This window comes from Thalassococcus sp. S3, from assembly GCF_004216475.1.
Taxonomy (GTDB): domain Bacteria; phylum Pseudomonadota; class Alphaproteobacteria; order Rhodobacterales; family Rhodobacteraceae.
Genome location: NZ_CP022303.1, coordinates 314,334 through 335,533, shown reverse-complemented (window position 1 = coordinate 335,533; position 21,200 = coordinate 314,334). Strand labels below are relative to the sequence as shown.

Here is a 21,200-nt window from a genome sequence, read left to right as displayed (position 1 = left end):
TCAGTCCTCCAGCACCCAGGTGTCTTTCGTCCCGCCGCCCTGGCTGGAATTCACCACCAACGAGCCCTTCTTAAGCGCCACCCGCGTCAGCCCACCTGGAATGATCTCCACCCCCTTGGGAGACGCCAAAGCAAAGGGTCGCAGGTCGACATGGCGCGGTGCCAGCCCCGCCTTGGTCAGAATGGGAACCGTGGAAAGGCTAAGCGTCGGCTGTGCGATGTAATTGGCGGGCTTCGATTGCAGCTTGGCTCGGAAGGCGGCCAGTTCCTTTTTGCTGGCCGCCGGTCCGACCAGCATGCCGTAACCGCCCGATCCGTGCACCTCCTTCACGACTAGGTCGCTGAGATTGTCCAGCACGTAGGACAGTGCCTCTTTCTCGGAACACCGCCAGGTGGGCACGTTTTTAAGGATCGCCGTCTCGCCTGTGTAGAATTCCACGATGTCCGGCATGTAGGAATAGATTGCTTTGTCGTCGGCGATACCCGTTCCCGGCGCGTTGGCGATGGTGATCCCGCCCGCCCGATACACGTCCAGAATACCCGGAACACCCAGCATCGACCCCGGATCGAAGTTCATCGGATCCAGGAAGTCATCATCCACGCGGCGATAAAGGACATCGATCGACTTGTAACCTTGTGTGGTCCGCATCGCGACACGGCCATCCACCACACGTAGATCATGCCCCTCCACCAATTCGACACCCATCTGATCGGCCAGAAACGCGTGTTCGTAATAGGCGGAGTTGTGGATCCCTGGCGTGAGCACGGCAAGCGTGGGCGCCCCGTCGCAACAGGGCGGCAGACAGGCCGTCAGTGACCGGCGCAAGCTTCGGGGGTACTGGCTGACCGGACGCACCTTCACCCGGCTGAACAGTTCGGGAAACATGTGCAGCATGGTCTCCCGGTTCTCCAACATATAGCTGACGCCCGAGGGGGTGCGCGCATTGTCCTCCAGAACGTAAAACTCATTCTCCCCCGTCCGTACGAGGTCCGTCCCCACGATATGGGTGTAGATGTTGCCCGGCGGCGCGACGCCAATCATCTGCGGCAGGAACGCCTCGTTCTGCGCGATCATCTCTGCCGGGATCCGCCCCGCGCGCACGATCTCCTGTCGATGATAGATGTCGTGCAGGAACGAGTTGATCGCCCGAACCCGCTGTTCGATCCCGCGGGATAAAAGCGTCCATTCCTTTGCCGTCAGAATACGCGGGACAAGGTCAAAGGGGATCAGCCGCTCAGTCGCCTCGTCCATACCGTAGACGTTGAACGTAATGCCGGTCAGCCGAAACAAGGCCTCGGCCTCGGTCGACTTGCGGCGCAACCGGCTCACATCTTCGCCGGAAAACCATGTGCAATATTCTTGGTATGGCGGTCGCGGCACATCATCGGCATCCGGCCTGCCATACATTTCGTTAAAAAAGGCGGGGATATTTGTCATAGGTGAAACCTTAACAGGGCAGCGAGTTTTGGCAAAAACCATATGAATGCACAGATATCAGCAATTGGTATGCCCATTCTTTGGGCGATCAATGCAATTCTTGCCTAATTTCCGCGCGGACACCGAATCAAGGCATCCCATCAAGATCCAGGTTCGACAGATCGTTCAACAGATCCAAAAGCGCTTCGTACCGATCCTGCCCCATTTCGCGGCGCAACCGTTCGGTCAACGCGATGCTTGTGGACAGATTTGCCTCGATCAGCGCCTCTCCCGCTTCTGTAATGCAAATCACCTGACGCCGACGGTCGGTCTGATCCCGGCTGCGCAGGATCAGTTCCTTCTCTTCAAGCTTCTGAAGGATGCGCGTCAGGCTCGGCAGCAATAAACACGCCTTTTCCGAGATACGGGTCGGGTCCAGCGGACCGGTTTCCTCAAGCACACGCAATACACGCCATTGCTGCTCGGTGATCCCGACATCCGTCAACATCATCCGGATCGGCCCCATCACCCGTTCACGCGCGCGCAAAAGCGCAATCGGCAAGGACCGAGATGTGGACGGCAGGGGCTTTTGTGTGGACATGGTAGAGTTTTGCCGATCAAACCGCCCCGACGCAATGCACCTTCCTGTCAAGCCCGGACATGCTTTACTTGACATGTGTGGCAAAATTTACTAAACATGTTAATATATGGAGGGTTCGTGCCACATATAACGCTGGACTATTCACCCAACATGGAAGAGCGCGCGGATATCCGTGCGCTCTGTGACTGTCTGCGAAAAGCCGCCATCGCGACCGGAGTGTTTCCCATGCCGGGTATCCGGGTGCGCGCCCTCAGGGTCGATCATGTTTCCATTGCGGATGGCGCGGAGACACATGGATATATCGACATCTGCGTCCGCCTGCGCGAAGGTCGGGACCTTGAAACCCGTCAGGCCGCCGCCACAGCGCTTTTCGATGCGGCCCGGGCCTTTATGACGCCTGTCCTGAATGAGTTTTCCGTCGCGCTCTCCCTGGAACTGCGCGAAATCGACGACAAGCTTTCGCCCAAAACCAGCACAATCCGGGACCATATCGAAACATGACGGATCTGACCGCTAACCTCGATCGTCTTGCGCCATTGCTCCGGCAGTTCCGGGAAAGTGGCGTTGGCAACCACATCGCCGGGCAGCGATCTCAGGCGACGTCGGGCACGCATTTCACGAATACTTCTCCGGTGGACGAAACCGAAATCTGTGCCGTCGCACGTTCGGGCGAAGACGAAATTGATGCCGCTGCACGCGCGGCAAAGGCGGCCTTCCCGGACTGGCGCAACCTCGAGGGAGCCTCCCGCAAGGCCGTTCTTCACCAGATTGCCGACGCGATCGAAGCACGCGCAGACGACATAGCGGTGCTCGAAAGCTGGGATACCGGCCAGCCGATCCGTTTCATGGCAAAGGCTGCCCTGCGAGGCGCCGAAAACTTCCGTTTCTTCGCCGATCGGGCCCCTGCCGCCCGCGACGGGCACGCTCTCCCTTCGCCCACATTGATGAATGTCACCACGCGTGTCCCAATCGGCCCCGTCGGCGTGATCACGCCCTGGAACACGCCGTTCATGCTGTCCACCTGGAAGATTGCCCCGGCCCTTGCCGCCGGGTGCACTGTCGTTCACAAACCCGCGGAATTCTCCCCGCTGACAGCCAGTCTGCTGGTCGAGATTTGCGAAGCGGCCGGTCTGCCCCCCGGCGTGCTCAATGTCGTCCAAGGTCTGGGGGAGGAGGCCGGGCGCGCGCTCACCGAACATCCCGACATCCGCGCCATCGCGTTTGTCGGTGAAAGTAAAACCGGCAGCGCGATCATGCGCCAGGGCGCCGACACCCTCAAGCGCGTCCATTTCGAACTGGGCGGCAAAAACCCGGTTCTGGTCTTCGACGACGCCGATCTCGACCGCGCGCTCGATGCCGCGATCTTCATGATCTACTCGCTGAACGGCGAACGCTGCACATCCTCGTCCCGTTTGCTCGTGCAATCGTCAATCGCCGACGATTTCCTCGCCAAACTCACGGCCCGTGTCGAAAACCTCAAGGTCGGCCACCCTCTGGACCCCGCCACCGAAATCGGCCCCCTGATCCACGCCACGCACCTCTCCAAGGTCGCGGGCTACTTCGACACCGCCCGCCGCGAAGGCGCCGCCATCGCCGCGGGTGGCACCGTTCCGGAAGGTCCGGGGCACTATGTGGCGCCCACCCTCTTCACGAAAGCCACCAACGATATGGCCATCGCCCGGGACGAGATCTTCGGCCCCGTCCTCACCGCCATCCCGTTCGACACCGAAGAGGACGCCATCCGCATCGCCAACGACACCGCCTATGGTCTCACAGCCTATGTCTGGACCAATGACCTGACCCGCGCCTTGCGGGTGACAGACCGGATCGAAGCGGGCATGATCTGGGTAAATTCGGAAAATGTCCGCCACCTGCCCACCCCGTTCGGCGGCGTCAAAGCCTCCGGCATCGGGCGCGACGGCGGGGACTGGTCCTTTGAGTTCTACATGGAGCAAAAACACATCGGTTTCGCCACCGGCCCGCACAAGATCCCCAAACTCGGCCAGGGCTGATCTTCATCTTGCCGAATAAACTCTCGGGGGTTTGGGGGCAGAAGGCCCCCATAAAGGAACTGGGGTTTGGGGGCAGACAGCCCCCAATGAACAAAAGACACGCGCGGCACGCGCTCAATTTGACAGGACCCGGACATGCCCGTCCCCGCGCCCAACCTCTACCCGCCCTTCAACATCGTCCGGCTCAGCCACGTCGACTACCGTGTCACCGACCTTGCAGCCTCCCGCGCCTTCTATGTCGACACGCTGGGCCTGCAGGTCACCAATGAGACCGACACAAGCCTATATCTGCGCGCCATGGAAGAGCGGGGCCATCACTGCATCTCCCTGACCCAGGCCAATCGGGCCGATGTCGGCGTTCTCGGTTTCAAACTCTATGATGAACCCGACCTCGACCAGGCGGAAACCTTCTTCAAATCCAAGGGCCTGCCCACCGTATGGATCGAAAAACCGTTCATGGGCCCGACCTTGCGCACCCGGGACCCGTGGGGCATCCCGCTTGAATTCTACGTTCGGATGGACCGGCTCCCCTCCCTCCACCAGACCTACCGGCATTACAACGGCGTCAAACCCCTGCGCATCGACCATTTCAACATGTTCAGCGCCGATGTGGACGAGACAGTCGCTTTCTACAACGACATGGGCTTCCGCACGACCGAGTATACCGAAGATGACGAAACCGGCCGCCTATGGGCCGCGTGGATGCACCGCAAGGGGGGCGTGCATGACGTGGCCTTCACCAACGGACGCGGCCCGCGCCTGCATCACAGTGCCTTCTGGGTGCCCACGCCGCTCAACATCATCGACCTGCTCGATCTAATGGCGACGACCGGGTACGTCGCCAATATCGAGCGCGGCCCGGGACGGCATGGCATTTCCAACGCCTTTTTCCTCTATGTCCGCGACCCCGACGGCCACCGGATCGAGATCTACTGCTCCGATTACCAGACCGTCGATCCCGACCTCGAACCCATCCGCTGGAGCCTCACCGACCCGCAACGCCAGACCCTCTGGGGCGCCCCCGCGCCGAAAAGCTGGTTTGAGGAAGGCAGCGTGTTCGAAGACATCACACCGCAAGAGCCTGCCTTGAAGGCTCAACCCATCGTAGCCCCGTGATGCTTACAATTGAACGGCAGAAAACCGCACCTCTTTGTCAGCCGCGCACCATAAGGGCCAGTAGGTCAAGGATCGCATTATGAATTGGGACGACTTCGAAAGCTGGGGCAAGAGGCTCTCCACTTGGGGTGCCGACTATCACCGCACCAAATCCGACCGCCCCGTGCGGGCTCAGGTGGAACCCGGAGAGATGCTGGCGCAATTGCCGGAAAGCCCGCCTGAAGACGGGCAGGATATGACCGCCATCATGGAGGATTTCGAGCGGATCGTGATGCCGGGTCTGACCCATTGGCAGCACCCCCGCTTTTTCGCCTATTTCAACTCCAACGCCGCGCCCGCATCGGTCCTTGCCGAATACCTCGCCTCCATCATCGCGCCGCAATGCATGCTCTGGCAGACCTCTCCGGCTGCCACAGAGATGGAGACGCGGATGATGGACTGGCTGCGCCAATCCCTTGATCTGCCAAGTGAATTTCAGGGCGTCATTCAGGACACCGCGTCGTCGGCCACCCTTGCCGCCGTGCTGACCATGCGGGAAAAGGCACTCGACTGGACGGGCAACAGCCATGGACTTTCCGGTCAGAAACGGCTGCGCATCTATTGCTCGCCCGAGGTCCACACCTCCATCGACCGTGCCATCTGGATCGCCGGGATCGGACAGGAGAACCTTGTTCGCATCCCCATCGCGGGCGACTGGCGCGGCATGGATCCGGACGCGCTGCGCGCCGCCATCGCCGCAGACCGCGCGGCGGGTCACCTGCCCGCGGGCCTGATCCTCAGCGTCGGCGCCACGGGGACAGGGGCCACTGACCCCATCGAGGCCTGCATGGATGTGGCCGAAGCCGAAGGGCTTTACACTCATGTCGATGCCGCCTGGGCCGGCTCTGCGATGATCTGTCCGGAATTCCGGCATTACTGGACCGGCACGCATCGGGCCAATAGCATCGTTTTCAATCCGCATAAGTGGCTGGGCGTACAATTCGACTGCTCTGCCCATTTTCTCAGAGACCCGTCGACCCTTGTCAAAACCCTCGCCATCCAGCCTGAGTATCTGAAAACACATGGAAAAGACGGGATCATCAACTATTCCGAATGGTCCATCGCCCTGGGCCGCCGCTTCCGCGCGCTCAAGATCTGGTTCGTCCTGCGAACCTATGGGCTGGAGGGGCTTCGCACCCGCCTGCGCGATCACATTGCCTGGTCTCGGGACCTGCATGACCGTCTCGCCGCCCATCCCGATTTCGAGATCGTGACCCCGCCCATGTGGTCTCTCTTTACCTTTCGCTATGCACCGCACGGTGGTGTCCCTGCGGGGACAGGCGACGCGCTGAACCAGCGGCTGGTCGATGCGATCAACGACGATGGCCGCATTTACCTGACACAAACCCGCGTGGATGGTGCGCTGGTGATCCGGTTTCAGGCGGGGCAGTTCGAGACGACGGAGGAGGATGTGCGCATGGCTTATGACGTGATCACCGAGATTGCAGGGGCGCTGCTTTGATCCGGTTCGTCAGCTACCGCATCGGCGACGAGGCGTTCTACGGGGCCGAGACGGAAGGTGGGCTCGTCCCGCTCTCGCCCCACTTTCCGCACTGGCCGACCCTGCGGGATGCGATTACGGCGGATGGCCTGCATGAGCTGGCGCTGGCCGTGGGGCAGGCAAAGACTTGGGAGGTTCGTACGACATTTCGTACGATCCCGATCCCGAACCCGGAGAAGATCATCTGCGTCGGCGTGAACTTCCCCGACCGCAATGCCGAGTACAAGGACGGGCAGGAGGCACCGCCGAACCCGTCTCTCTTCATCCGCTTCCCACGCTCGTTCACGGCCCATGATCAGCCGCTGATCCGGCCGCGCGCGTCCGACAAGCTGGACTACGAGGGCGAGATCGCCGTGGTGATCGGCAAGGGCGGGCGGCACATCCCGGAGGCCGAGGCGCTGGACCACATCGCGGGGCTGACGCTCTGTAACGAGGGCACGCTGCGCGACTGGGTCCGGCACGCGAAATTCAACGTCACGCAGGGCAAGAATTTCGACCGCAGCGGTGCGATGGGGCCGTGGCTGGTGCCCTTTACCCATGCTGCGCAAATCACCGATGTACGCCTGACCACCCGCGTGAACGGAGAGGTGCGGCAGGACGACCGCACCAGTCGGATGATCTTTCCCGTGGCGCGGCAGATCGCCTATATCTCGACCTTCACCACCTTGGTGCCCGGCGACATCATCGTCACCGGCACCCCCACCGGCGCGGGCGCGCGGCTGGACCCGCCGCAATTCCTTAAACCCGGTGACGTGGTGGAGGTGGAGGCCGAGGGGATCGGCATCCTACGCAATACGGTGGAGGACGAGGCATGACCCCGGAGGAGATTGACGAGGCCGCAGAGGCGCTGTTCGCGGCGGAGCATCTCAACAACCAGATCGGGCTCTTGTCGGCGCGCTATCCGGAGATGACGATGGAGGATGCGTATGCCGTTCAGGCCACCTTTGTCGCGCGCAAGATCGCGACGGGGCGGCGGCGGATCGGCTGGAAGATCGGCCTGACCAGCCGGGCGATGCAGGATGCGCTGGGGATCGACACGCCCGACAGCGGCGTGCTGCTGGACGACATGCTGTTCGAGGACGGCGCGCAGATCCCGCCGGGCCGCTTCATCCAGCCAAGGGTGGAGGCGGAGATTGCTTTTGTGATGAAGGACGATCTGTCGGGCAAAGCGCTGACGCGCGAAGATGTCCTGGCCGCGACCGACTATGTGGCCCCGGCGCTGGAGATCCTCGACACGCGCATCCTGCGGAAAGACGCCGAGGGACGGGTGCGCAACGTCTGCGATACGATCAGCGACAACGCGGCGAATGCAGGGTTGGTGCTGGGCAGCGCGCGACATGCGCCAGAGGCTCATGACCTGCGCTGGGTGGGCGCGATCGTTCGCCGGGACGAGACGGTGGAAGAGACGGGACTGGGCGCGGGCGTTCTGAACGATCCGGTGACATCGGTGCTGTGGTTGGCAGAACGGTTGAACCGCTACGGCCAACAGATCGCGGCAGGGGATATCGTTTTGTCGGGATCGTTCATCCGACCGGTTGAGGCCCCGGCGGGCGCCGACTTTTTCGCCGACTTCGGGCCCTTTGGCACGGTGACGGTGACATTCGATTAAGGAGAGATCATGGCGGCCCCTGAAAACACGTTCAAGACGCGCCTGCTGGCGGGAGAGACGCTTTACGGCTGCTGGCTGGGGCTCGGCGACGCCTACGCAGCGGAGGTGATGGGCACGGCGGGCTTTGACTGGCTGGTCATCGACGGGGAGCATGCGCCCAACGACATCCGCTCGCTTCGCGATCAGCTGATGGCGCTGGAGGCGAGCGAGAGCCATCCGGTGGTCCGCTTGCCCATCGGCGCGACCTGGATGCTGAAACAGGTGCTGGATATCGGCGCGCAGACGGTGCTGGTGCCGATGGTCGAGAGCGCCGAGCAGGCGAAAGACCTGGTGCGCGCGGTGCGCTATCCGCCGGAGGGCGTGCGCGGTGTGGGGGCATCGCTGGGGCGCGCCACCCGGTTCGCGTCGGTGCCGGACTACGTGGAGACGGCGGATGCGCAGATCTGCCTGCTGGTCCAGGTGGAAAGCCGCGCAGGCGTCGCGGCGCTGGACGGCATTCTGCAGGTCGACGGCGTGGACGGTGTCTTTATCGGGCCAGCGGATCTGGCCGCCGACATGGGGCATGGCGGGGATAGCGGCGCGGAGGAGGTACAGGAGACGATCCGCGACGCGCTGGGACGGATCGCGGCAGCGGGCAAGGCGCCGGGCATCCTGTCGGTGCAGAGAGATGTGGCAGAGCGCTATAGAGACTGGGGCGCCCGGTTTCTGGCGGTGGGCGTGGACGTTCTAATGCTGGCCGGTCAGGCACGGGCGGAGGCGGCGAGCTGGCGTCAGGAGTGATATTTTCAGATAAAATCCCGCCGAAATTCCCTTTTCGATACCAAGGATTGGCTTGATCTGCGTAGATGAATTTCATTCTATTAATGGGCAATCATGAACCGATGAAATGCTGACGCGCGCATGTCAAGCAACCGCGTTTACCCAAAAGAACAGCCCTTCATACCAGAGAGCTAGGATGCACCAGCAAAATGCTGCTTGGCGAACGGCGTAAAGGACCAGCGCCAGAAAGTATAACTTCTTGACTTACAATAAATATCTTCGAGATATATTTCTTCTGCTATGCACGTTCATAGGTATGTTGCTATTTGCAACTCTCAAAGCAGAAAAGATATCTCTCGTATCTTTTACCCAAGCCGTTGAGCCTGCGATAACATTATCCGCGATACCGATGCTTATTATCTTTATAAGGTGGCCCATACTAAGGTCGTTAAAGCTATACGCTATATTTTCGTCCTTCTTGGCGGTCTTTACCCTATCTCTATTGGCCTCTTTGGCTCCGGAAGATGCCTCGATCGAGCGCATTCTCAAGGTGGGCTTTATTCACCTTCGGCCCTATTTATCGTACACGTTCTTTCTGGGGATAGGTATATTTGCGATCCGCTTCTTTGCGCATGGTCTGCGATAGCTTGGATTTCTTAGGTGTTTCGGTTTTTGCCAGTGGACTATACTTCGCCTTTTCAGGCTCTCATTTGCAATGTCCATTATAGGGGCCGCAGATGGCCACCGGTTAAAACAAAAGAACTAAGCAAGGCCTCTAAACAATGTCTTTGAGGCCCTTCATAAGGGCCGCGGCCTGCGTATAGCCGCCGGAGGCGCCGTCGATGAAGTGGACGTGATCGTCCTGAAGGAAGGACGGTACGATGCAAGTCATCATCGCCTCGTCCTGAACGGAGATGCCGTAGCGGAGGATGCCCTGAGCGGCGGCCTCTGACAGTTCTGCTTCGAGCGCCTGCTGGGTGGCGGCATCGCAGTCCAGCGTCATTTTAAGCCCGTCATCCATTTTGCGAAAATCGGCATTGGCGCCGACGATGCGGGCATAGCGGCGAGCATCGAAACCGCCCAGCTTGAGGCCGGTGCGGATCAGGAGCCAGGCGATGAAGGTTTCGACCAGCACCTTGCGACGGGCCCGGCCAAGAGACGCGCCGCGCCGGGTCGCATGGGCCTCGAGCGTGGCGCCGGGCGGGGGCCAGTCGGAGCCGGGACCGCTGACCGGGGCAGGATGGCCGCCCCGGTCAAGACGGGCGGCCCGGTCGATGACGCGCGTCAGGGCCGCACGGTAGGCCGTGGGATCGGCCTCTGCTTGGGGGACGACAACGAGGGAGAGGATCTTGCCGTTCACGGCTTTCATATGGGACCAGCGGCAGGAGAGACCGGTCAGATCGGGTGTGGTCCCCGGGGGCGCGGCAGGCAGGGCATAGGCGCCGGATTTCATCTGCTCTTCGGCCCAGGAGAGCCCGCCGCCCTGGAACATCGCGTAATCCGCGGCCTCAGAGGCCTGAAAGCGCGCGATGCGCACGTCGTGACCGGCCTCGCGGACGTCTGTCACAGGAACGAGGGCCGTGCGCAGGGTCAGATCGAATTCCGCCGCCGCCCAACTTTGCACGGCGGCGAGGGCCGTACGGGCGGCGTCGGCATCGGCTGATGGGACAGCAAAGCTTGCCCCGTCCCCGCCGAAAACAAAGGGAAACGGGCGTCCGCCCAGCGCGTTCATCATGGCCGAAATGATGGCGGCACCCACCATGTTGACGGTCTTATAGCGGCCTGCGGCGATGGCCTCGGTCGAGGCGACCACATCAGAGAGGCCAAGGCTCCAGTCGGAGGGCAGCGGGGTGTAGGCGCCGGGATCCGTCAGGGCATTGAAGGCCGAGACGCGGGGAAGGCTTTCGTAAAAGGGATCGGTCATCAGAAACATATCGTCCATGGAATGGCGCCATGATTGCATATTTTAACGAGGCGTGCGGTAAAACTCTCGTTTGACCGGGCCGGGGGCCTTTTCCAACGCGGTCAGACCCGATAAGACACGCACGCCGCAAATCTGCGGCGCATCTGGAGTAAAGAAAATGGGTTATCGCGTCGTCGTCGCTGGCGCCACGGGCAATGTGGGCCGCGAAATGCTGAACATCCTGGCCGAGCGCCAGTTTCCGGTGGATGAGCTTGCCGCTCTGGCCAGCCGGAAATCTCTGGGCACAGAGGTGAGCTTTGGCGAGACGACGTTGAAGACAAAGGACCTCGATACGTTCGATTTCGAGGGCTGGGATATTGCGCTTTTCGCCATTGGATCGGAGGGGACGAAAGCCTACGCGCCTCGCGCGGCCAAGGCAGGATGCGTGGTGATCGACAATTCGTCGCTCTACCGCTACGACCCGGAGGTGCCGTTGATCGTGCCGGAGGTGAATGCGGATGCGATCGAGGGATATGCCAAGAAGAACATCATCGCCAACCCGAATTGTTCGACCGCGCAGATGGTCGTGGCGCTGAAGCCGCTGCATGATCGGGCCCGGATCAAGCGGGTCGTGGTGTCGACCTACCAGTCGGCCTCGGGCGCGGGCAAGGGCGGGATGGACGAGCTCTGGGATCAGACCAAGGCGGAATACAATCCCACGGAGGATGTCCCGCCGAGCACGTTCCAGAAGGAGATCGCGTTCAACGTCATCCCGCAGATCGACGTCTTCATGGAAGACGGGTCAACCAGGGAAGAGTGGAAGATGGTCGCGGAGACGAAGAAGATCGTGGATCCGGCGATCAAGGTGACGGCGACCTGCGTCCGCGTGCCGGTCTTCGTGGGGCATTCGGAAGCGGTAAATATCGAGTTCGAGGAATTCCTGGATGAGGACGAGGCACGCGATATCCTGAGAGAGGCGCCGGGGATCATGGTGATCGACAAGCGTGAGCCGGGGGGATACGTGACGCCCCGCGAATGCGTGGGCGATTACGCGACCTTCATCAGCCGGATCCGGCAGGATTCAACGGTGGAAAACGGTCTGAACCTGTGGTGTGTGTCGGACAACCTGCGCAAGGGGGCGGCGTTGAACGCGGTGCAGATTGCCGAAGTGCTGGGCCAGAGGGTTCTGAAGAAGGGCTAGAAGGGCTCGATCAGGTCGAAATCGTCATCATCCGGCTCCGCCGACCAGGCGGGGCCGAGCAGGCGGTCCGCAAGGTGGCGATGGCTGTGGTTCGGGAACGGCTGACCGAAGCGGCGCATGAGCGTGGCGTAGGAATATCCGAGCTCGGAGGCTTTGCACATGCGGGTGCCTTCAGGATAGGCGTGCAGAGCGAGACCACCGCCGGCTTCACGGAGTGCGTAGCCTTTTGATTTCAAGCCACTTTGCAGATCGTGCCAGTTGCGCGCGCCCGCGAAGTTAACCGCGAGGAGCACCCGCAAGGGGGCGAGGAGCAGCTCATCCGCCCGGTTGGGCGTCTTCGCATTGCGGCTGCCGCGCTTAAGTTCGGCCGACAGGCTCGCGCGGAGGACATCACCGAAAGTCGTATCTTTCTCGCGGGCCAGCCGCAGGCCGGCGGCAATCAGTTCTTCCGGAAGTTTGACCGTGATCTCTCGCATCTCTCTAAAATGCGCGAGACAGTCTTAAGACCTCGTTAAACCGGCTGAAACGTTCCGCACTTCGGATGGTAAAACATCAGACCTCCTTCTCCGATATCGGTCCATAGGCCATGCAGGCTCAGCTCGTCCGCTTCCACGGCCGAGCGCACAAAAGGAAATGTCATCAGGTTTTCCAGGGAGGTCACCACCGCCAGATGCTCGAACCGGCGCGCCTGACCGGGCTTTTCCTTCAGGTCCGCCACATCCTCGTAACGCGGCTTGAGGATATCCATCCAGCGCCCCACGAAACTCGACGTCTCTTCCAGCTCGGGCGCACGCCCCTCGCACATGTCGATGCAGCCCTGCACCCCGCCGCAGCTGGAATGGCCCAGCACGATCACATGTGCCACCTTCAGGAAACGCACCGCATATTCGACCGCCGCGCTGGTGCCATGGTGATCTCCGTCCGGCTCATAGGGCGGGACGAGATTGGCGATGTTGCGGTGAATGAAGAACTCCCCCTGATCCGCGCCGAAAATCGACGTCACATGCACGCGGCTGTCGCAGCAGGAAATCACCATTGCCCGCGGTCGCTGCCCTTCTGTGGCCAGCCGGCGATACCAGGCCCTGTTTTCGGAATAGGAGGTGGCTTTCCACCCCTGGTATCTTTGCAGCAGATAACTGGGCAAAGGTTTGGCAAAGTGCATGCGCGGATCCGCCTGTCGTTCGTGGTGGGGGTCCCGTTACTCCTATTTCTCACAAAATTCGAGAGAGAAGACGTGCGACGCTTCAACCTTTTGCAAACCTGTCTGGTGCAGTCTGCGCAATGCCGTGGGGGCAAGAGTGTAAAAGGGGTGAGCGTGGTGAACGGGATCACGACATTGATGCAATCGGAGGCGGTCCGTCTGGATCCCGACCGGCTGGGGGCGCTGTATCGTCAATTGGGAGAGGCCAATGCCGAAGACGTGGTCTGCCGCGCGGTTGAGGAACTGGCCGTGCGGATGACGCATTGCGAACGGCTTTGGCGGCAGGAAGAGTGGTCGCAATTGCGTAAAAGCGCCCGGTCACTGATTGCCATCGCCGAACAGGTGGGCATGCCTTTGTTGTCGCGGGTCGCGAAGGACGTCACCCAGTCAATCGACGGCGGTGACAGGGTGGCCACGGCCGCCACGCTGGCACGTCTTATGCGGGTTGGCGAGCGATCGGTCACCGCGGTGTGGGATTTGCAGGACCTGTCGATCTGAGCGCTTGCAGCCGGCATCAGGCGCGGTAGTGTCGGAGCTCTCCGGATTACGAAAGGGCCGCCGACATGACACTGACCTTCGCACCAGATGATTCGACGGCCACAGATCTTCACTTGCTTGACCGGGCTGCGCTGCCCGACTGGCTGGGCGATCAGGACGAAAGCGTGCGCCACTGGGCAGAGGCCCATGGTTTCACCGGGCGGATCGGAGAGGTTCTGACGATCCCCGGCGCCGATGGGACGGTGCGAATGGCATTGGCCGGATATGGGGATCCGGCTACCCGCGCCCGGGGTCGGTTCGCGCTGGCAGCGGCGGCACCAAAGCTGCCGAAAGGGACCTACAGGATTGCAAGCGGACTGCCCGACGATGTGGCCCCGGCAGAGTGTCTTGGCTGGCTGTTGAGCGGATACCAGTTCATGCGCTACCGGGGCGAACCGAAAGAGGGCGCCAGATTGGTGGCACCAGACGGCGTCGATGCGGCTGCGGTGGAAGCCCTGGCAAAGGCCGAGGCGCTGACCCGGGACCTGATAAACACGCCCGCGGCCGACATGGGGCCCGATGCCCTTGAAGCGGAGGCCCGAAAGCTGGCCGAGGCTTTTGGCGCCGAGACGCAGGTCATCACTGGTGACGCGCTGCTGGATCAGAATTTTCCCATGATCCACGCGGTCGGTCGGGCCGCCGCGGTGCCGCCCCGGCTGATCGATATGCGATGGGGTACGGAAGGGCCGAAGCTGACCCTGGTGGGCAAGGGTGTGTGCTTTGACACCGGCGGGTTGAACCTGAAACCCGGCAATTCCATGGGCCTGATGAAAAAGGACATGGGAGGAGCGGCCACCGTGCTGGGATTGGCACGGATGATCATGGCCCGGGCCTTGCCGGTCCGCTTGAGGGTCCTGGTTCCGGCGGTGGAAAACTCGGTGTCCGGCAACGCGTTCCGGCCGCAGGATATCTTGACCTCCCGCAAGGGGCTGACGGTGGAAATCAACAATACCGATGCCGAAGGGCGCCTGGTGCTGGCCGATGCGCTTGCGCTCGCGGACGAGGAGATGCCGGACCTGATCGTCTCGATGGCGACGCTCACTGGCGCGGCAAGGGTGGCGGTGGGCCCGGATCTTGCCCCCTATTACACCGACGATACCGCGCTGGCGGAGACCCTGGAGGCCGGGGCGGGTCACATGGCCGATCCGGTCTGGCGCATGCCGCTTCATAAGCCATACGAAAGCATGATCGAGCCGGGTATCGCGGATCTCGACAATGCGCCGAAGGGGGGCTTTGCCGGGTCGATCACCGCAGCCCTGTTCCTGAAACGCTTTGTCACAGAAAGCCCGCGCTATCTGCATTTCGACATCTATGGCTGGCAACCGACCGCTGCGCCGGCGCGCCCCAAGGGCGGGGTCGGTCAAGGGGCTCGTGCAGTTCTGGCGGCGGTCGAGAAGGTCTTTGACCTATGACCGATCCGCGCAGTGTGCCGGCCAATACCCGCGTCATTGCCGCCCACCTGGGCCCTGGAAAAAACGGCCAGCGCATCGTGACCGGAGAGGCGATGCAGGTCAGCGCCCCGCTGGTCGATCTGCTGCGCGGCCCGGCAGGACGCCGGGACCGGCAATTGCTGCTGGGCGACAGCGTGACGGTCTACGAAGATCACGAGGGGTGGAGTTTCGTTCAGGCCGCAAAAGACGGCTATTGCGGGTATCTGCCCAGCGCCGCCCTGGCGCCAAGGCGCAGTGCCACCCATTGGATCGCCGCCCCGTCGAGCCATGTCTATGAACAAGCGGATATCAAGTCGCCGGAGCGGATGACGCTAAGCTTTGGCTGCGCGGTTTTTGTGCAAAACCGGACCGAACACTTTGCTGAAACACCGTTTGGCTTTGTTCCGAGCGTGCATCTGCGCGACCTCAAGGAGACCCTGGAGGACCCCATTGCGGTGGCAACGCTGTTTCTGGGCACGCCCTATCTGTGGGGTGGGAACAGCCGGTGGGGCATCGATTGTTCCGGGCTAGTGCAGGCGGCGCTTCTGGCTTGCGGACAGGCCTGCCCGGGAGACAGCGATCTGCAGATGGACAGCCTGGGTGAGGCGCTGCCCAAGGGCACCCGCGCCCAACGCGGCGATCTGATCTTCTGGAAAGGCCACGTGGCCTGGGTGGTGGCGCCGGATCGCATTCTGCACGCCAATGCCCATGACATGGCCGTGGCCTACGAGCCGCTGAGCGGCGCGATTGCCCGGATCGAAGCACAGGGAGAGGGGCCCGTTCTGGCCCATAAACGCCTTTAGATCAGGCGCTTATTCCACCGCCCGGATCAGCTTGCGTTCGAGGACACGCAGCACCGTTTTCAGCTCATGCCCCCGCTTGAGGATCTGCCCGTCCATGCCGACCACGGCATATTGCCCCTGACGCCCCCGCAGCTTGGGGCGTTTTTCGATCCGGTAGAGCGGGTTTTCGGCGGTCCGGCGAAAGACAGAAAAGACAGCCATGTCACGCAGGCAGGAAATGCCATAGTCCCGCCACTCGCCCGCCGCGACCATCCGGCCATAGAGCGACAGGATGACTGACAATTCGGACCGGTCAAAGGAAACCTGAACCGCGGCGGGTCCGTTGGGAAATCCGGTGGGATGTTGAAACGTCATGGCGCAAGGTTGCGGCAAACGCCCGGCAAATCAAGTCCAAGCTTGTTGGGGCGGTATCTTGTAGGCGTTGCGATGCAGGCGCGGCGCGCGGCAGGGCCGCCATAACTGGCCGTGCGTGAGGCGGCGCCCTGCCCCAACAGGAGGGAGCGTAGGGAACAGACTTTGCATCGTCCATGTTTGACGCGGCGCTGCGTCTTTAAGCATCAGGAAAGCTGCGTCTTTGCCAATGCGCTCTAAGGCAACTGCCTCCGGCTGAGCGCGGACTTGACGACCGTGGTCCTCAGCGGGCCAGCGCATGTTCGATCCCGTCGAGGATGACCTGGACCATGGTTTCATAGGACCGGCCCGCCTTTTGATCCGCGAAGGTCGGAAGCAGGCGCGTCATGGTCGGAAAGTCGGCCGATGGCAGGCGATCGATTTCGGCGATGATCTCGGGCGTGGCCGGTTTCAGGAGGCCCCCGACCTCAGCAGCGGCCAGACCCAGAAGGCTCGCATACCAGCCGAAACACATGTCGACCATCTGCTCGTCGCCCAGCCCCGCATCCGCAAGCGCCTGATAGATCATTTCGGCATGCCTGTAATCCGCCGGTCCGGTGATCCAGAACCGCATGAGCAGTGGAAAGGTCCGGGGATATTTCAGGGCCAGTTCCCGGTACTGGAAGGCAAGAGCGGTCAGACGGTTGCGCCACGACGCGTTGGGATCGACCGCCGCGATCTCGGCATTGATTGCATCGGCCATCGCCCGTTCAAGCCCAGTCTTCGACTTGAAGTGATAAAGTACGGCCATCGGGTCACAGCCGAGCGTCGTGGCAAGCTTACGGACGCTGAACGCATCGGGACCTTCGCTCTCCATCAGGTTTAGTCCGGCTTTGACGATCGCGTTCGGTTCAAGGCCCCTGGGGCCGGGCCGTGCAGTCTTTTTCGACAGCGTAGAGATTCCTCTTGATCATTCTTCACCGTAGAGATTAATGATCTACAATGTAGAAATCAATGTGGATGCTGCTGCGGGATCGCTCAATCGAACCGCACGGCCGTGAAAAGGAGCTGCCCCATGTCTGTCGCTGTCGCACCTTCGCTTACGTCCTGGCAAAGAAACCTCAGCCTCGCCGCGGTGATCCTGTCGACCATCGGCGTCGGTATCTCGTACGGGATCGGGTACCCGATCACCGCCCTGACCTTTGAACAATGGGGCGTTCCGACATGGTTAAACGGATTGGTGGGCAGCGCACCGGCGCTGGCCATACTGATATGTCTGCCATTCTTTCCCAAACTGGTGGGTCGGCTGGGAACGATCCCGGCCATGGCGCTGGGATGCTGTCTTGTCGGCGCCGGCTTCTTGCTTATGCCGGTGTTTCAGTCACCCGAGGCCTGGCTGATCCTGCGCTTCATGATGGGCGCCGGGCTGGCGCTGCCATGGCTGGTCGGCGAGACGTGGATCAACACGGTCGCGACGGACAGGACCCGGGGACGCATGCTGGCGCTTTATTCCATGGCACTCTTTAGCGGCTTTGCAATCGGTCCGTTCATCCTCGACCAGGTGGGTATCGCGGGGTGGGTCCCGTTCGCGATCGGCGCGGGGGGCATCCTGTTGGCCGTGGTGCCCATCGTCCTTGCGGCGACCCTGGCGCCGCGCATGCCGGAACATCCCGAGACGGGGATTTTCGGCGCGGTCCGGCTGGCGCCCATAGCGATGATTGCCGGTGTGATCGGCGGTCTGCTTGAACTTGGACATTTCGCCATGCTGCCGGTCTATGCGATCCAGTCCGGGTCTGTTGAGGCGGAGGCATTGCGCCTGCTGACCCTCTTCATGATCGGCGGCATCATGCTGCAATTCGTCGTCGGATGGCTGGCGGACCGGGCCTCTGCCCGCACGGTCCTGATCGGATCGGCCCTGCTCTTCGCGCTGGTGGCGGCCAGCCTGCCAATGACGTCGGATCCCTGGCTGCGGGCGGCGGCGGTCTTTGTGATGGGCGGTCTTGGGATCGGCTTTTACACGCTGGGGCTGACGCATATCGGCCAGCGCGTCCGCATCCATGATCTTGCGGTTGCGAACGCGGCCTTCCTGATCACCTACCAGGTCGGCGCGATGGTTGGACCAACGGTCGGCGGGATCGCCATGGGCATCTGGCAGCCACACGGTTTCGTCGCGGCCATGATCGGCGCCGCACTCATTGGCGCCGTCGCCATGGCCGTGGTTGCGCGGACGTCGCGATAGGCCATGGCCGAACATGGCGCGAAGATCGATGGAATTCTGTATGGGCAGCCAACCGATAGTTCCCCCGACAGGCTGGGGGGACGTCCGGCCCCGGAGCTGAGCGGGGCGGGGCGGAGCATTTTCAGATCGGGCCACCGCGTCAGGAGAAAACAGTCTTTAACTCCTTCGTCAGATGCTCCACCACCGCCTTTATGCGGACGGTTTGCTGCAGGTCCTTGTGGGTCAGAACCCAGAGATCCGTCGCAAGGTCCGGGACGCATGTTCCCATGCGCACAAGCGTTTCGTCGCTGTCGCCCAGATAGCAGGGGAGCGCACACAGGCCGGCCCCGTTCCTGACCGCGGCGAACATGCCGAGAAGCGTGTTGTACCGCTGGGCGACGCTGGGATTGAGGTCTTCGGCCTCCATCCAGTTGTCGAGAAGACTGTAGGACATGCTTTCATCCGCCGCGATCCAGGGCAGGTCGGCATATTCCTTTGCCCCAGCCATGTCCCCAAAGCAGCGACGGGACCCGTAAATCGCTTGCTCTATCCGTCCGACCGATTGGCCGACGAGCTGTTCGGGATTTTCCGAGGATGGCCGGATCGCGATATCGGCCTCCCTGCGCGAGATCCGGAGGAGGTTGTTGGAGGATACGACCTCGAGCCGGATCTGGGGCAAGGTATGATGGAGATTGGCCACGATCCTCGAGATCGGCCCGAACAGCAGGCTGTCGGTCGTGGTGATGCGAACCTTGCCGGAGGGGGCCAGTTCCTGCCCCGTCAGCTTTCGTTCGATTTCAAAAACGTAAGCTTCCATCTCCAGCGCGCCGTCCAGCACAGCCTCGCCCGCGAGCGTGGGGGCGTAGCCGGTTCTGGTGCGGTCAAAGAGCTTCGTGCCGAGGCGTTCCTCGACATCGACGACCTTTCGGTAAATCGTCGCATGACTGACCCCCAGCGCACGGGCCGCTGCGGAGAGCGAGCCGGATCGCGCCACGGTGAGGGTCACTCTCAGATCATCCCAGTTCAGACGGTTGTTCATATTTGAAAGTCTCCATCTCAATTTTTTGGAATGTACGGTCATTCAGGAACATTCTATCTTGGACGTGAAGGACTGCAAGGTGAACGGAAAGGGCATGCCGCCGACCGGAAGCATGACAGGCGTCGCGTGACATTTGAACGGAAGACGCCGCCGAAAACTCGATGCACAGATCCCGGGTCAATCGGCCCGGGCCGCCAAGGGCGCACCACAGGAGGGCCGAGACCGATGACGGACAAGACCATGCATATGGGCGAGAGAATCAACCTGGGCTTTTTGTCTGTCGCCGTTTTCTCGGTCATCGCCGCGGGCACCTACACGACGCTCGCGGGCCTTTTGGCCACCAAGTTCATCGCATCCGGTATCGAATGGGATGCCACCAGCATCAGTATCGGCATTGCCGTCAACATGGCGCTTTACGGCCTGTTTTCCCCCTTTGCCGTCGCGCTTATGAAAACCTACGGGGTGCGACGCGTGTCGGTCTGCGCCCTTGGCGTCCTCATCGTTTCAAGCCTGCTGTGCATGATCCCGAACCTGATGCTTTTCAACGTGGTATGGGGCGTCTTTATCGGTGCGGCCGTGGGCGCGTTCACGATGTCTTATGCAGCGCTGATTGCGACGACCTATTTCTCAAGAAATGTCGGTCTGATCTCGGGCGTGCTGACGGCGGCGTCGGTGCTGGGACAGTTTCTGCTGTTGCCGTTCTGGGCGGAAGTCGCCGACCAATGGGGATGGCGCGCGCCTCTTCTGGGCGCGGGATCCATCGCGTTTGTCGCGCTTTTGCTGAACCTGCGCTACACGCCGCGCAGTGAGGCGCCCCGTGCTGCGAAACTGAGCGGCACGCTTCGGATCGTGGTGCAGCCGCTCTTCATGGCGGTGAGATATCCTGCATTCTGGGCCCTTCTGGCCGTCTTCTTCTTGTGCGGCGCGACAACGAACGGCCTGCTTTGGAGCCATTTCACCGCCTTTTGCGGCGACATAGGTCTCGATGCGACATCGGCTTCCATCGTGCTGGCGCTGGTGGGGATATTCAATGTCGTCGGGACCACCGCATCAGGCTGGCTGTCGGACCGCTTTTCCGCCCGGGCGATCCTGGCCTTCATTTTCTTTGGCCGGGGGATGACGCTGTTTTGGCTGCCGCTTATCATCACGAGCGAGCTTGATCCGATGATCACGACGTTCGGCATCGTGTTCGGCATTCTGGACGTTGCAACCGTGCCGCCGGTGGTGCTGCTGTGCAACCGGGCCTTTGGCAACAACGGGCCGGTCATCTTTTCGTGGATCTCGGCCGGTCACCAGATCGGCGCGGGCTTCATGGCCCTGATGGGCGGTATCATTCGGAGCGAGCTGGGATCCTATGATCTGATGTGGCTGACCGGAGGAGCGTTTTGCTTCCTTGCCGCGGTCGTTTCGGGCTTCAGCCGCGTTCCAAGACCGGCCACAGCATGAGGCACCCGGAACGGAGGCCGACATCGTTGAACTGAACAT

General features: G+C 61.8%; 21 protein-coding genes. 13 read left to right on the top strand and 8 right to left on the bottom strand.

Annotation, left to right across the window (positions count from 1 at the left end; all coding sequences use genetic code 11):
- Positions 1 to 1,437: a circularly permuted type 2 ATP-grasp protein gene (locus tag CFI11_RS01625; protein ID WP_165390165.1), complete on the bottom strand. Its 1,437-nt coding sequence runs from the start codon at positions 1,435 to 1,437 to the stop codon at positions 1 to 3.
- Between the two features lie 127 nt (positions 1,438 to 1,564).
- Complete coding sequence (gene hpaR, locus CFI11_RS01620) at positions 1,565 to 2,017, bottom strand: homoprotocatechuate degradation operon regulator HpaR (protein ID WP_130402418.1); 453 nt, start codon at positions 2,015 to 2,017, stop codon at positions 1,565 to 1,567.
- A 117-nt stretch (positions 2,018 to 2,134) separates the two neighbouring features.
- Here hpaR and CFI11_RS01615 point away from each other — a divergent pair, with 117 nt between their 5' ends.
- From CFI11_RS01615 to CFI11_RS01585, 7 genes are all read left to right on the top strand, one after another.
- On the top strand, positions 2,135 to 2,518 hold the full coding sequence (locus CFI11_RS01615; RefSeq protein ID WP_130402416.1) for a 5-carboxymethyl-2-hydroxymuconate Delta-isomerase: 384 nt from the start codon (positions 2,135 to 2,137) through the stop codon (positions 2,516 to 2,518).
- A complete protein-coding gene (gene hpaE / locus CFI11_RS01610; protein ID WP_130402414.1) occupies positions 2,515 to 4,029 on the top strand; it encodes a 5-carboxymethyl-2-hydroxymuconate semialdehyde dehydrogenase in 1,515 nt (504 codons plus the stop codon). Before CFI11_RS01615 ends, hpaE begins: the two co-directional genes overlap by 4 nt.
- A 135-nt stretch (positions 4,030 to 4,164) precedes the next feature.
- Positions 4,165 to 5,145: a 3,4-dihydroxyphenylacetate 2,3-dioxygenase gene (hpaD, locus tag CFI11_RS01605; RefSeq protein WP_130402412.1), complete on the top strand. Its 981-nt coding sequence runs from the start codon at positions 4,165 to 4,167 to the stop codon at positions 5,143 to 5,145.
- A 79-nt stretch (positions 5,146 to 5,224) separates the two neighbouring features.
- On the top strand, positions 5,225 to 6,646 hold the full coding sequence (locus CFI11_RS01600; protein ID WP_130402410.1) for a pyridoxal-dependent decarboxylase: 1,422 nt from the start codon (positions 5,225 to 5,227) through the stop codon (positions 6,644 to 6,646).
- On the top strand, positions 6,646 to 7,500 hold the full coding sequence (locus CFI11_RS01595; RefSeq protein WP_130409896.1) for a fumarylacetoacetate hydrolase family protein: 855 nt from the start codon (positions 6,646 to 6,648) through the stop codon (positions 7,498 to 7,500). Before CFI11_RS01600 ends, CFI11_RS01595 begins: the two co-directional genes overlap by 1 nt.
- Positions 7,497 to 8,294 (top strand): 2-oxo-hept-4-ene-1,7-dioate hydratase, encoded by a 798-nt coding sequence (hpaH, locus tag CFI11_RS01590; protein WP_130402408.1) that lies wholly within the window; start codon positions 7,497 to 7,499, stop codon positions 8,292 to 8,294. The genes CFI11_RS01595 and hpaH overlap by 4 nt, the downstream gene beginning before the upstream one ends.
- Positions 8,295 to 8,303: 9 nt before the next feature.
- Entirely contained in the window at positions 8,304 to 9,074 is a 771-nt protein-coding gene (locus CFI11_RS01585) for an HpcH/HpaI aldolase/citrate lyase family protein (RefSeq protein ID WP_130402406.1), read from the top strand.
- A gap of 754 nt (positions 9,075 to 9,828) precedes the next feature.
- Here CFI11_RS01585 and CFI11_RS01580 read toward each other — a convergent pair.
- Positions 9,829 to 10,995 carry a DUF3095 domain-containing protein gene (locus tag CFI11_RS01580; protein ID WP_371687461.1) on the bottom strand — a complete coding sequence of 389 codons (1,167 nt, stop codon included), beginning with the start codon at positions 10,993 to 10,995 and terminating at the stop codon, positions 9,829 to 9,831.
- Positions 10,996 to 11,134: 139 nt separating this feature from the next.
- Between CFI11_RS01580 and CFI11_RS01575 the strand changes: the two genes are divergently transcribed.
- On the top strand, positions 11,135 to 12,157 hold the full coding sequence (locus CFI11_RS01575; RefSeq protein ID WP_130402404.1) for an aspartate-semialdehyde dehydrogenase: 1,023 nt from the start codon (positions 11,135 to 11,137) through the stop codon (positions 12,155 to 12,157).
- Here CFI11_RS01575 and CFI11_RS01570 read toward each other — a convergent pair.
- Positions 12,154 to 12,633 (bottom strand): hypothetical protein, encoded by a 480-nt coding sequence (locus CFI11_RS01570; protein ID WP_130402402.1) that lies wholly within the window; start codon positions 12,631 to 12,633, stop codon positions 12,154 to 12,156. The two genes, CFI11_RS01575 and CFI11_RS01570, sit on opposite strands and share 4 nt — an antisense overlap.
- A gap of 35 nt (positions 12,634 to 12,668) precedes the next feature.
- Entirely contained in the window at positions 12,669 to 13,319 is a 651-nt protein-coding gene (locus tag CFI11_RS01565; RefSeq protein WP_130402400.1) for a carbonic anhydrase, read from the bottom strand.
- A gap of 177 nt (positions 13,320 to 13,496) precedes the next feature.
- Between CFI11_RS01565 and CFI11_RS01560 the strand changes: the two genes are divergently transcribed.
- From CFI11_RS01560 to CFI11_RS01550, 3 genes are all read left to right on the top strand, one after another.
- Positions 13,497 to 13,856, top strand: coding sequence for a hypothetical protein (locus tag CFI11_RS01560; protein ID WP_174843522.1), 360 nt, complete (start codon positions 13,497 to 13,499; stop codon positions 13,854 to 13,856).
- Positions 13,857 to 13,921: 65 nt separating this feature from the next.
- Positions 13,922 to 15,307: a M17 family metallopeptidase gene (locus tag CFI11_RS01555; protein ID WP_130402396.1), complete on the top strand. Its 1,386-nt coding sequence runs from the start codon at positions 13,922 to 13,924 to the stop codon at positions 15,305 to 15,307.
- Positions 15,304 to 16,128, top strand: a complete 825-nt coding sequence (locus tag CFI11_RS01550; protein ID WP_130402394.1) for a C40 family peptidase — start codon at positions 15,304 to 15,306, stop codon at positions 16,126 to 16,128. The genes CFI11_RS01555 and CFI11_RS01550 overlap by 4 nt, the downstream gene beginning before the upstream one ends.
- Before the next feature lie 9 nt (positions 16,129 to 16,137).
- Here CFI11_RS01550 and CFI11_RS01545 read toward each other — a convergent pair whose 3' ends face one another.
- The gene (locus tag CFI11_RS01545; RefSeq protein ID WP_130402392.1) at positions 16,138 to 16,482 is read right to left on the bottom strand and encodes a DUF2794 domain-containing protein; all 345 of its coding nucleotides are present in this window, start codon (positions 16,480 to 16,482) and stop codon (positions 16,138 to 16,140) included.
- A gap of 280 nt (positions 16,483 to 16,762) precedes the next feature.
- A complete protein-coding gene (locus CFI11_RS01540; protein WP_256370586.1) occupies positions 16,763 to 17,359 on the bottom strand; it encodes a TetR/AcrR family transcriptional regulator in 597 nt (198 codons plus the stop codon).
- A gap of 174 nt (positions 17,360 to 17,533) precedes the next feature.
- On the opposite strand from CFI11_RS01540, the gene CFI11_RS01535 reads away from it, so the two are divergent.
- Complete coding sequence (locus tag CFI11_RS01535) at positions 17,534 to 18,697, top strand: MFS transporter (RefSeq protein ID WP_130402388.1); 1,164 nt, start codon at positions 17,534 to 17,536, stop codon at positions 18,695 to 18,697.
- Between the two features lie 139 nt (positions 18,698 to 18,836).
- Here CFI11_RS01535 and CFI11_RS01530 read toward each other — a convergent pair whose 3' ends face one another.
- Positions 18,837 to 19,715 carry a LysR family transcriptional regulator gene (locus CFI11_RS01530; RefSeq protein WP_165390164.1) on the bottom strand — a complete coding sequence of 293 codons (879 nt, stop codon included), beginning with the start codon at positions 19,713 to 19,715 and terminating at the stop codon, positions 18,837 to 18,839.
- A gap of 225 nt (positions 19,716 to 19,940) precedes the next feature.
- Between CFI11_RS01530 and CFI11_RS01525 the strand changes: the two genes are divergently transcribed.
- A complete protein-coding gene (locus tag CFI11_RS01525) occupies positions 19,941 to 21,161 on the top strand; it encodes an MFS transporter (RefSeq protein ID WP_165390163.1) in 1,221 nt (406 codons plus the stop codon).
- Positions 21,162 to 21,200: the final 39 nt, after the last annotated feature.